We start from the raw sequence: 12,213 nt of genomic DNA, 5'->3' as shown, positions 1-12,213 counted from the left end.
CATTTAGGCATCATTAAACCAATGGAAGGCGATAGCATTGCCAACGGTGCCGATGACGACGCGTCCGGTACTACCGCGGTGATATCCTTAGCTAAATACTACAAGAAGCTGAACAATAATACCCGTACACTCATATTTGTAGCCTTTACCGCCGAAGAAATAGGTGAGTACGGTTCGCAGTATTTTGCCACCCAGGTAGACCCGGATAAGGTTGTAGCCATGTTCAACATTGAAATGATTGGCAAGGCCTCTAAATTTGGCCAAAACTCAGCTTTTATAACCGGGTTTGATCGGTCCAACTTTGGTACCATACTACAGCAAAACCTGAAAGGAACAACGTTTGAGTTTCACCCCGATCCCTACCCTGACCAGGACTTGTTTTACCGCAGCGATAACGCCTCATTAGCCGAAAAGGGTGTACCAGCGCATACTATATCAACCGATCAGATAGATATTGACAAACTATATCACACCGTAAAAGACGAATTCAGCTCGCTCGACGTTAATAATATTACGTCAACCATCAGAGCAATAGCCTTGAGTTCGCGCAGTATAGTTTCTGGTAAGGATACGCCTACAAGGGTGCCCAAACTGGAAAGATAAAAGATTAATACAGATACAAAATAAAAGCAGAGGCGCATGAATATGCGTCTCTTTTGCATTATATCCCCCAATGAAAAACATACCTAAAATAGCTGTAGTAGGGCCCGAATCTACCGGAAAATCAACCATGTCTGATTACCTGGCTGCTCATTACCATACCATAGCCGTTCCCGAATTCGCCCGCGGCTATTGCGCAAAACTAACTGAACCTTGCACCTGGCAGGACGAGATCAATATGTTTCATGGCCAATTAGCGCTGGAAGCGGAACTATTACCCCAAGCTAACAAATTACTCATTTGTGATACCACTTTTATTACCGTAAAAATATGGAGCGACCAAATGTTTGGCAAAGCACCACAGGAGGTACTGGATGAGCTCCCCAAACACCCTTATGACCTTTACCTGCTACTCAATATTGACCTGCCCTGGCAGGATGACCCGCTGCGTAATTTTCCCGACCTGCGTGAGCATTTCATGAATGTTTGGCACAAGGAATTGGATAACCTACAGGCACCCTACGTAGTTATATCAGGCACCGGGCAAGACAGGTATGACAGCGCAGTAAAAGCGATAGATGGTTTTTTAGCTTCATAGCGAAGAATAAGATATTTCGTAGAGACGCATAATTGCGTCTCCCACAGGACAAGTCGCTTTGCAGGCCGTTTAGCCATCCTACCCTACATGCGGGAGACGCAATTATGCGTCTCTACATCAGTTATCCCTTAAAATCAGGTGTAATTCATAATGTATGAACAAAAATTTCTAAGTTCAAACAAATTATTTTTCGCATTGATGCAACGTTGCAAAAAATGATGCGTCATTTTATCTGAAGCCTGATCAGAATTGGAAGCCATATACGTCGATAAACATTACAACCTGGTGGTTGAATGCAAGCAGGGGAGCAAGAAAGCCTGCTACGAGTTGTACCGGTTATATTCTAAAGCGATGTTGAACGTTGCCTTTAGGATTGTGGGCAACATTGGCGAAGCTGAAGACGTTTTGCAGGAAGCTTTTCTGGATGCTTTTAATAAGGTAAAAGATTTTAGGCAGGATACCACTTTTGGTTTATGGCTCAAACAAATAGTGGTTAACCGGTCAATCAATCTGCTCCGTAAACGCCGGCTGGAACTGGTTGAACTGGAAGGCGATCACCTGGAAAACATTCCTGAAGAAGATGAAGAGGACGATGACGATATCCAATACCAGGTTGCCCTGGTTAAAGAAGGTATGAAACAGCTGCCCGATGGTTACCGGGTTGTACTATCGCTTTACCTGCTGGAAGGTTACGATCATGAAGAGATTAGTCAAATATTAAATATATCAGAAAACACCTCACGAACGCAGTTTTTGAGAGCTAAGAGAAAATTAATGGAGATTTTAAAAAGGAAAGGAACAGCATCATGAGCAAGCGATTTGAAGATTTCATTAAAAATAACAGGGACGAATTTGAAGAGGTTGAGCCATCGGCAGATTTATGGAGCAAAATTGAGCAAAGCCTCAATATGCAGGAGGAGCTGCCAAAAAAGCCGGAAACAAAAACTTTTTCTCTTTCTTTCGTGCTTCGGGTCGCGGCATCGGTGGTACTCATCATGGGTATTGGTTTCGGTATATATCTGCAAAGCCAAAAAAGCGCGAAGGGGATTGATTATGCAGCCATAAATCCTGAGTACGCTAAACAGCAGCTGCATTACGCGTCGCTTGTTGAAACTAAGCTTACAGAACTCAAAACGGTAGCCAAAGCCGACCCTCAGCTATACAAAGAATTTAGCGCCGAAATAGCTAAAATGGATTCGACCTATAAAAAACTAAATAATGATTTGGCCACCAGCCCTAACCAGGAACGTGTTTTACGTGCAATGATCCGGAACTTGCAAATACAAACCGAGGTGCTTAATCAGCAATTAAGTGTAATAGAGCAATACAATCAAATGAAAAAAGATCAGCACAATGAAATCAAAAATATTTAAACAGATGGTGCTTGCCCTGGTGTTCATGCTGGCCATTAACACCCTGAGCTTTGCACAAGAAGTTCCAGAGCCTCCGGCCCCTGAACTTCCTCCGCCTGCTCCTCAATTAGAGCCTTTGCAAGGCATGAGCAAGGCCGATAATAAAGCGTTTCAGTTTAAAATGAAGCAGCTGAACATACAAATGAAAGCATTGCACAAGCAAATGGCGAGTCTTAACATGCAGCATCACATGCAAATGAAAATGCATCTGAAGAATTTTGACAAGCAATTCAAGCTGCATAAAAATCTCAATTTCAAGCTTGATAGCTTAAAGAACTTCAACTTTACACTGAATGATAGCATTAAAGATTATGTGTATAATTTCAGCACCAATATTGCGCCGCAGATAGCGCTGGGCTTTAAAGATTTTGATACCAACTTTAGCTATAACGATGGCGATGCTGCCAATAACCAAAGTAACGATGATGGCAATGAAAAAGTTAAAAACTACAGCAAAAGCTACCCCGTTGATGCCAATGACGTGATCAACCTGGATAACCAATTTGGAAAAATAACCGTGAACACCTGGACCAAAAACGAGGTTAAAGTTGATGTGCAGATTAAGGTAGCTGCAAATGATGAGGACAAGGCTCAAAAACTATTGGATAATGTAACTATCAAGGACAGCAAGGATGGATCAAACGTTTACTTTAAAACTAACATCAACACAGATGGCGAAAATAATTCATGGTCGTTATTTGGCGGCAAGCACAACAATTATCGCAAAATTGAGATAAACTACATGGTTTACATGCCGGCAAAAAACGCGCTGAACATACGCAATAAATACGGGAGCACTAACCTACCCGATCTGGACGGCAAACTGAACATCAATAACTCTTATGGCAGCTTAGTAGCAAAAGCCCTGAGTAACCCTGCTAACCAGATTTCTGTAAAATATGGCAGTACAACTATTGGTGCACTCAACGGCAGCGATTTGGATGTAGCGTATGGCAGCCTGAGCCTGGGCGAATGCAGTAAGATTAATGCTGATATCAGCTACGGCTCGGCAAAAATTGGTAAAATAACCACTTCAGGAAACATCAACGTAAAGTTCAGCGGTAACTTGAATATTGACGAGGTGGATAAAAATGTGAAAAACCTGGCTGTCAATGCATCTTATTCCAGTGTAAAACTTGGGCTTGGTAACGATCAAAACTCCAACTTTGATGTAACCGTACGTTATGGCAGCTTTAATTATGGCAGCCGCGACCTGAGCATTACCAGCAAAACCCCGGCTGATGGCGAAAAAGGATACAACCCAACCAAAAACTACAAAGGCCATTTGGGCAAAGGCGGCAGCGATAAAAACATCACCATCAATACCAGCTATGGCAGCGTAAGTTTTGATTAAAACATTTCCTATTTATCACAAAAATGCAAACCTCTGCTATTTACGGCAGGGGTTTTGTTATTTTTAATGCACAAAACTATACCTCATGGAAATATTTGCCCAGGCCGAATCATGGATATCTTTAATTACCTTAACTTTTTTAGAGATAGTTTTAGGTATAGATAACGTGATATTCATTTCTATCCTGTCAGACAAACTGCCGGCAAATCAACAATCAAAAGGACGCCGGATTGGCTTGGGTATGGCCATGATCACCCGGATATTACTGCTGCTATCCATAAGTTGGGTAATGACGCTTACCACGCCATTATTTAACCTGGGGCACCTGTTTAGCATAACCGATGCCGACTGGGTTGAAAAATTAGCCATCTCCGGCCGCGACCTGATCCTGATTGTAGGAGGTTTATTCCTGATCTATAAAAGCACTGCCGAAATTCATCATAAAATTGAGGGTGATGAAGAGAATACGGATAACATCAAGCGCCATTCATTCTGGGGCACTATTGTACAGATCATGCTGTTAGATATCGTTTTCTCACTCGATTCGGTAATTACCGCTGTAGGCATGGCCAGCCATGTCGAGATTATGATCATTGCCGTGGTAATTGCCGTAGGTATCATGATGTGGGCATCAAACGGCGTGGCCAAATTTGTAAACAACCATCCTACCGTAAAAATGCTGGCACTCTCCTTCCTACTGCTTATTGGTGTTTCCTTATTAGCAGAAGCCTTTGAGCAGCATATCCCGAAAGGTTATATTTATTTTGCTATGGCGTTCTCGGTTCTGGTTGAAATGCTGAATTTAAAAATGAAAGCGAAAGCGGTAAAGAAAGGATTGAAGCCGAAGGATTGAAAAGAATAAAAAGAAGGGGCATGTGCGATTCCCTCCCTCGGGGAGGGAATCGCACCATCCTCGGCTCTTTTTCTATTTATAAATTATGTCTTTCCAAAAGAGTTTTTGACTCTTTTGCACTCGTTTATAACCACAGGTAGCTAAGAAGAGTTACCATTATTTCTCTAAAACACCCTGCATAACAATCCTTTTAGATACTCCCCTTCCGGGAACGAGGCCCTCACCGGGTGATCTTCGGGTTGGTGGAATTGGTAAATGAATTGAACCTGTTTACCGGCATCAAGCGCGGCCCAGGCAATTACCTGTTTAAAGGTTTCCATATCCATAGCACCTGAGCAGGAATAAGTAGCCAGTAAGCCCCCCTCATTTAATAACAGCATACCCAGGCGGTTCAGGTCTTTGTAAGCACGTGAAGCCCGGGTTAACGCCGAGCGTGATGGCGCGTATTTAGGCGGATCGAGCACGATAACGTCAAACTTTTCGCCCTCATCCCTGAATTTACGCAGTTGCACGTTAACATCAGATTTGATAGCCGTATGCTTGTCAGCATCCAGTTTATTTAGTGCGATATTTTCCTTCAGTGTTTCAATGGCCAGTGCCGAGCTATCCACGCTGGTTACCGAGGCCGCCCCGTTTTTTAAGCTATTCAGCGTAAAGCCACCGGTGTAGCAAAAGCAATCCAGCACTTTTTTGCCTTTGGTATGTAAAGCCAGAACATGACGATTATCGCGCTGGTCGCAATAAAAGCCTGATTTTTGACCTTCTGTAATATTAATGCCGTATAGCACATTATTTTCCAGTACCTCTACTATTTCGGGTGGCGGGTTACCGGCAAGTACCTTATTCTCGGTTTCGGTCATTCCCTCATGTGCGCGCGAAGCGGCGTCACTTTTGTCAGATATACTTTCGGGGTTCAGCAGCTTTTGAAGCTCGTCTATAATTACCGGCATCATCCTGTCTATACCCGATGTAAGCACCTGCACAGCCAGATGACCGGCATACTTATCAACAATTAAACCCGGCAGGTAATCAGATTCGCTGAAAACCAGGCGGCAGGTATTGGTACCATTCTCCAATATACTGGCACGGCTTTTAACTGCTGCAGCCAGTTTGTTACGGAACCAGGTTTCATTAACTTCCACACTTTCATCCCACTCCAAAAGGCGCAGTGCCACTCTTGATTGATCGTTATAAAAGCCATAAGCCATAAAATCGCCTTTAGCATTCAACAGGCGCACCACATCGCCATTGGCTGGCTTCCCTTTTACTTTTTCAATGGCCCCCGAAAATACCCAGGGATGTTTTTGAATAACAGCTTTCTCTTTGCCTTTATTTAATATAACATCAATCATGGCGCAAAGGTAATAAAAAGGTGGGTGGTGAATAGTGAGTTGAGAGTGGTTAGCAACCAGAAAAGTAATTACCCATTTCAACTACTCACTACTCCCATTCACCCAATTAAACTTTTACAAATTTTATCACTCCAACACAATATTAGCCGATTAAAAACATTTGGTATCTTAGTATCGAAAACATAAACATGAGAAAAACTTACTTATTTTTAGTTACCATGCTATTGGCATGTGTAAGCTATAAGAGCTATGCTCAGGTTCCGCGTATACCTGAATCAAGCTCAACCCAAACTATTATGCAGGATTTTGGCTTGGGCAAAATCAATATTACCTACTCCAGACCCAATGTAAAAGATCGTAAAATATTTGGTGGTATAATCCCTTACGGCGAAGTATGGAGAACAGGCGCTAACTCGGCTACTACCATTACATTTACAGAAAAGGTTGTTATAGAGGGCAACAGTGTTCCCGCTGGCACTTATTCGCTTTTCAGCATTCCGGGAAGAAGCGAGTGGACCATCATCCTGAACAAAAAAGCTAAACAATGGGGAGCGTACAGCTATAAACAGACTGATGACCTTTTACGATTTACTGTAAAATCAAAACGGGTAAACGAAAAAAGAGAAACCTTTACCATGCAGTTTGTAAATACTTCAACCAAAGCAACCGATCTGTATTTGGTTTGGGACCATACCGCGGCTATAATACACATAGAAACCGATGATGACGACAAGATCACGGCTAATATTGATGAGCTAATGAAAGGCGACCGCAAGCCTTATTATTTTAACGCCATACAGTACTATTATGAAAACAACAAAGATGTTGACAAAGCATTAGGATGGGTAGCGGAAGCAGAGAAAGCAGAGCCTAAAAGCTCATGGTTTAAATTGTGGGAATCGCGCTTATTGTTGCGAAAAGGAGACAGGTCCGGTGCTATAGCCGCAGCTGAAGCCGGTGTAAAACTGGCTAAAGATATTGATGATGAGGAGTATGTTAGGCTCAACCAGGAAGCCCTGGATCAAGCAAAAAAATAAAAAAGATATTTATACTACAAGCCGGGATTAACATCCTGGCTTTTTTGTGGGATAAGCCCGTTCAATAAATAGGCTATAATGATCACCAGGATACAGCCAATAGCGTTAAGCCATAAATAGGCCACAGCGTCAAAGTATCCTAAAATGCATATAACCGTTTCAGTTATTACCGCGGCTATAAAAACAGCGTTCCCCTTTATTTTTTTTAGGTAAAACGCTACGATAAATACCCCTAATATGGTGCCGTAAATGTAGGAGCCCAACTGGTTAACGGCCTCCAGCAAATTACCTATACGGCTGGCATAAAGCGCCATGCCAATACAAACCAGTCCCCAGAATATAGTAGCAAGCCTTGATACATTCAGGTAGTTTTTGTCAGATGCGTCCGGGTTAATGATCCTTTTATAAATATCTACTACACTTGTTGAGGCCAGTGAGTTTAATGCGCTGGCTGTTGACCCCATAGATGCCAGGAAAATAATGGCAACCAGCAAACCAATAAGGCCTTTAGGCAAATATTGGGTAACAAAGGTCAGGAACACGTAGTTGGTATCATTACCGTCAGCACCGTTACTGTTCTGCTTCATGAGGTCGATAGCCTGCTGCCTGATAATGCGCGATTGTACGTCGGCAACCTTTAAGGCATCCTGAGCCCTGTCTATCTGTGCCTGATCTTTACTGTCAAAGGCCTTGATCAGCTCGTTAGTTTTGGCCTTTTTTTGTTCGAAGGCCTGGGTATATTGTCTGTCAAGATAGTTGTATTGCGGAGCGTAGGCGCTCTTTTCAATCTTGTTTACCTCATACTGGTTAAAAAACATAGGAGGTTTGGTAAACTGATAAAAAGCAAAAACCAATACGCCAATTAGCAGGATAAGGAATTGCATGGGTATTTTTATCAGCCCGTTCATGATAAGGCCCAACCTGCTTTGCCCTACCGAGCTGCCTGTTAAATACCGTCCTACCTGGCTTTGATCGGTACCGAAATAGGATAGTTGCAAAAAGAAGCCACCAATCAATCCGCTCCATACATTGTAGCGGTTACCGGGGTCAAACTTCCAGTCAATAACATTCATGCGGCCCAGCTTACCGGCCATTTTCAGGGCATGACCAAAACCTACGCCTGCCGGCAATAAACTTACCACCAGTATTCCCGCCAAGAACATTCCCGAAAAAATGATGCTCATTTGCAGCATCTGGGTATATGATACTGCTTTGCTGCCGCCATAAACGGTATAAAAAATAACCAACCCACCTATGAAAAGTGTGGTATAAGTGGTATTGATATTTAATATGGTTGATAAAATGATGGAGGGCGCGTAAATGGTTACGCCGGTTGACAGGCCTCGCTGTACCAGAAACAGGAACGCTGTAAAAGCCCTGGTTTTCAGATCAAAACGCTGCTCCAGAAACTCGTAAGCGGTGTATACCTTTAAGCGGTGAAATATGGGTACAAACGTGATGCAAAGTACGATCATGGCCAGCGGCAAGCCAAAATAAAACTGCACAAACCGCATTCCATCTGAATAAGCCTGGCCCGGGGCCGATAAAAAAGTAATGGCACTGGCCTGGGTGGCCATAACAGAAAGCCCTACGTGGTACCAGGGTAAAGAGCGGTTACCCATTAAAAACTGATCGATATTTTTATTGCTGCCACTTTTCCATACGCCGTAAATGACAATGGCAAAAAGTGTTGTACCTAAAACAATCCAATCAGCTAAACTCATTCAAAAAATTTTGTAATGAGCCAAAATACAAAAACTAAAAAAACCAGCCATGCGACTACAATGCCGTAAAACTGGTTCCAATTACTTATAAATGAAGGCAGATCAGGATCACGCCTTTTCACCACGGCCTTTAACCAAAACAGTCACAAAGAAACCTGCAGTTAATAAGCCTAAAACACCGCCAACAAATATCCAGGTGAATCCTTTATCAATGATACCTCCTACAAAAAGCCCGGATACTAAACCTACAAGGTAAAATATAAAATCAAGGTTTTTTTCTTCTTCGTGTTGTTTCATATTCATGTTTTTAATAACGCAGCAAAAATAGGTGATTAATTGTTTTTTTTCAACATTTTATTTAGCCCAATTGCAATTGTTACAAGGGGTTGTTATAAAGGTATTTCTTCCTCGTAAAAACCACCTGAGCCCATATAGGTAACGCGTCTTTTATCGCCATTTAAGGTAGCTTCATAAAACCTTACACCGGCCTCAGCTATAGCTTCCATAAACTCCGGAAAGGTTGATTTACCCTGCTGGTTATCTCGTATAGCCCTGATCACCTGATCAGTATTAAATTGGGCTGCTATAGCTTTGGGGCTGGCATCGCTATCATGAAATATAGTTTTACCATCAGCTAAACGGTAAAGCATTAAACCGGCGGCAACTTCAACCGTATATGATAATATGCCCGATTCAATTAATTTAGCAGCCAGCTCCGGATAACTTTTAGCGGTGGCATAAGCATCTTTTAATTTTTCCTCAACACTCATAATGATTGCTCTTTAGGTTTACTCAGCAAATTAATAAACAAACGGTAAGCTCCCGGAACACCGGCAGGCAACTCCCTGAAAAAAGCCAGCGAGGTATAAACAAACCTGCCTTTGCCATAATCAGTAACTATCAGTGAACCATTATTGGGCTGCTCGCCCTTATCGTTCATTTGTAAAATGGTTTTGTATTGCGGCGCAATATCATTTACAAAGTACAGGCCGCGCTCCTGCACCCATCCTTTAAAATCATTCTGGGTAATTTTATTCGGATAGTTGAGCGCTGGATTTTCCTTATCTAAAACGGTAACCTCAGCATCTTCGTCGGTAACCCTTTGGTTTACTACCCTGAACGGATAAGGCCCAATTTGTTTTACCACCAGCCCGGCGTTGTTATTATATTGTACCAATAGGTTACCGCCGTTTTTAACATAATCCAGCAAGCGGTTTTGTTCAAAGGCTAATCGCTCGTTTACATTGTAAGCCCGCACACCGGTAACGATAGCATCATATACCGAAAGATCAGCATTCATGATCTCGCTTTCTGACAGCACATGCACATCATACCCAACCTGGTGCAGGGCCTCCGGCATCAGGTCGCCGGCACCCATGATGTAGCCTAACTTTTTACCTGCAATTTTAAGGTCGATGTTGACAAGCTTGGTGGTAGATGGCGGAAATAGTGTAATGGCCGGCACATGATCATACCTGATACGCCTGAGCGCAAGTGAGGATGGAGTTCCGTTTGCAGTAGTCACTACTTCAAAAATACTTGTACGTGGTTTATTATCGGTTGGTGTAACGGTAAAGGCTACAGTCCACTCATCATTTTTATCCTTGTCTTTAAAATCTATTTTCTCGGGACTTATTTTCCAACCCTCAATTGGTTTAATGCTGATGCTGCCGCTGCTATTGGTAAAGCTTTTTAATTTTACCTGAACTACCTGCGGTTGTTGTGTATTGAAAATATAATCCTGGTTTTCAATATTGGCGGTTACTGGCGGTGTAATCTCCAGCGGCTGGTAAACCTCGCCCCTCACCGGGTCAACATATTTATATAATAACCGGCGTTCGAAACGTATCGGCCTTCCCTCTACTATAAATTCAAAATCAACCTTTGGCAAATCGGGGTTTTCCGGGTTGCCCGCCAAAGTATCATCCGGCAGAGAATAAGCGCCTATGCTATGTGGTTTTTGCAGCCAGTAAGGTTGTGTAATTTTATTAGCTAAACCGGTTTGTTCATACGTTTGCAGCTCATTGGCGGGGATAACCTTACTATTAAAGTTTGAAACATTATCCAAATAGCTAATGCTGTTAATTTTTACGTGGTTGCTATACCTGTTCACCACCTGCGCCCGAATCTGTATTTTATCACCAAGGGCATAGGTTGGCTCAGTTGTATAGGCTTCAAACCAAAGGCCGGCACAGGCAGCTATCAGATCATTCAGTTCTTTTGTTTTTTGGGTGCGCCAGTAAGTATCGGAAATTTTGCTTACACGGCCAAGCAACTGCACCAATGCCGGAACCGATTTTTCCGGTGCCTCTGCATTAAAATCTCTGCTAACGATTGCCAAACCAGCTCCTATCGACTCGCCGTCCTTAACCCTTTTCCAGGTGGTGTTAACACCATCCATGAGGTCGGTCTGTGGCGCATCGCCTAAAATGGTTTTAAAATATTCGTAGAATTGTCCGCGCTGTTTAGCCGTTCCAAAGCCTTGCGTTTTGTGATTACTGCGGCTTTCGGCGGCTATCTCGCCGTAGCCCTTGCCCAAAATCGGATTGTAGTTACCTACATCTATCTTAAACTGATCTTCCGCTGTGGTATTCACGCTGCCAAAACTAAACGTATTCCATAACAGACGTTTGGCTTGCCAGGGTTGTACATATTTTAGCTGCTCAGGATAACGTTTAGGGTCGGCCGCTGCCGAAAATGCTTCCTGTGCCAATATAGCCGATGAAGTGTGGTGGCCGTGACCGCCCTCGCCGGTTGTTGGGAATCGGCAGATCATAACATCAGGCCTAAACTTGCGGATCACCCAAACCATATCGCCTAATACTTTTTCCTTGTCCCATATTTTCAACGTTTCATCGGGACCTTTTGAAAAGCCAAAATCATTGGCACGGGTAAAAAACTGTTCAGCTCCGTCAACCCGGCGGGCTGCCAATAACTCCTGCGTACGTATTAATCCCAGCAGCTCTCCCTGTTCATTACCTATTAAATTTTGTCCTCCATCGCCGCGTGTGCATGACAAATAACCAGTACGGTAATGTTTTTCCTGCGCCAGGTAAGTAAGTAAACGGGTGTTCTCATCATCAGGATGTGCTGCTATATACAATACACTGCCCAGGGTGCTCAGCTTCTTAAAACTTTGCTGTATGCTACCCAGATCGGTGGGTGGCGAAGTTTGCGCTGTAGCGAATGCTGTTGTGAGGTATAAAGAAATGATAATTAGGTTGATGCGCTTCATATCAGCAAATATATTGAAAGATGTAGATTTAAGATTTTTGTATCAATA

At 42.9% G+C, this 12,213-nt stretch carries 12 protein-coding genes; 7 read left to right on the top strand and 5 right to left on the bottom strand.

The window, feature by feature from the left end:
* The 6 genes from AAGC65_RS12935 to AAGC65_RS12910 all read left to right on the top strand — a co-directional run.
* The coding region (locus AAGC65_RS12935; RefSeq protein ID WP_343112873.1) for a M20/M25/M40 family metallo-hydrolase at positions 1-603 on the top strand (603 nt) is incomplete at its 5' end.
* Between the two features lie 70 nt (positions 604-673).
* On the top strand, positions 674-1,198 hold the full coding sequence (locus AAGC65_RS12930) for an ATP-binding protein (protein ID WP_343112872.1): 525 nt from the start codon (positions 674-676) through the stop codon (positions 1,196-1,198).
* 249 nt (positions 1,199-1,447) lie between these two features.
* A complete protein-coding gene (locus AAGC65_RS12925) occupies positions 1,448-2,008 on the top strand; it encodes an RNA polymerase sigma factor (RefSeq protein ID WP_343112871.1) in 561 nt (186 codons plus the stop codon).
* Positions 2,005-2,571 carry a hypothetical protein gene (locus AAGC65_RS12920; RefSeq protein ID WP_343112870.1) on the top strand — a complete coding sequence of 189 codons (567 nt, stop codon included), beginning with the start codon at positions 2,005-2,007 and terminating at the stop codon, positions 2,569-2,571. Before AAGC65_RS12925 ends, AAGC65_RS12920 begins: the two co-directional genes overlap by 4 nt.
* Positions 2,552-3,964 carry a hypothetical protein gene (locus AAGC65_RS12915; protein WP_343112869.1) on the top strand — a complete coding sequence of 471 codons (1,413 nt, stop codon included), beginning with the start codon at positions 2,552-2,554 and terminating at the stop codon, positions 3,962-3,964. The genes AAGC65_RS12920 and AAGC65_RS12915 overlap by 20 nt, the downstream gene beginning before the upstream one ends.
* Positions 3,965-4,049: 85 nt before the next feature.
* On the top strand, positions 4,050-4,817 hold the full coding sequence (locus AAGC65_RS12910; protein ID WP_343112868.1) for a TerC family protein: 768 nt from the start codon (positions 4,050-4,052) through the stop codon (positions 4,815-4,817).
* A 164-nt stretch (positions 4,818-4,981) separates the two neighbouring features.
* On the opposite strand, the gene AAGC65_RS12905 is transcribed toward AAGC65_RS12910, so the two are convergent.
* Entirely contained in the window at positions 4,982-6,169 is a 1,188-nt protein-coding gene (locus AAGC65_RS12905; RefSeq protein ID WP_343112867.1) for a class I SAM-dependent rRNA methyltransferase, read from the bottom strand.
* Between the two features lie 188 nt (positions 6,170-6,357).
* Here AAGC65_RS12905 and AAGC65_RS12900 point away from each other — a divergent pair, with 188 nt between their 5' ends.
* Positions 6,358-7,206, top strand: coding sequence for a DUF2911 domain-containing protein (locus tag AAGC65_RS12900; protein ID WP_343112866.1), 849 nt, complete (start codon positions 6,358-6,360; stop codon positions 7,204-7,206).
* Between the two features lie 14 nt (positions 7,207-7,220).
* On the opposite strand, the gene AAGC65_RS12895 is transcribed toward AAGC65_RS12900, so the two are convergent.
* The 4 genes from AAGC65_RS12895 to AAGC65_RS12880 form a co-directional block, all read right to left on the bottom strand.
* Entirely contained in the window at positions 7,221-8,930 is a 1,710-nt protein-coding gene (locus AAGC65_RS12895) for a sodium:solute symporter (protein WP_343112865.1), read from the bottom strand.
* Between the two features lie 108 nt (positions 8,931-9,038).
* Complete coding sequence (locus AAGC65_RS12890) at positions 9,039-9,227, bottom strand: hypothetical protein (RefSeq protein ID WP_343112864.1); 189 nt, start codon at positions 9,225-9,227, stop codon at positions 9,039-9,041.
* Positions 9,228-9,319: 92 nt separating this feature from the next.
* Positions 9,320-9,700, bottom strand: a complete 381-nt coding sequence (locus tag AAGC65_RS12885) for a DUF1398 family protein (RefSeq protein WP_343112863.1) — start codon at positions 9,698-9,700, stop codon at positions 9,320-9,322.
* The gene (locus AAGC65_RS12880) at positions 9,697-12,165 is read right to left on the bottom strand and encodes a PIG-L family deacetylase (protein WP_343112862.1); all 2,469 of its coding nucleotides are present in this window, start codon (positions 12,163-12,165) and stop codon (positions 9,697-9,699) included. Before AAGC65_RS12880 ends, AAGC65_RS12885 begins: the two co-directional genes overlap by 4 nt.
* Positions 12,166-12,213 lie beyond the last annotated feature (48 nt).

This window comes from Mucilaginibacter sp. (genome assembly GCF_039207105.1).
Taxonomy (GTDB): Bacteria; Bacteroidota; Bacteroidia; order Sphingobacteriales; family Sphingobacteriaceae; genus Mucilaginibacter.
Note: the sequence above shows the minus strand (reverse complement) of the source record. Positions and strands in the feature narration are given on the sequence as shown.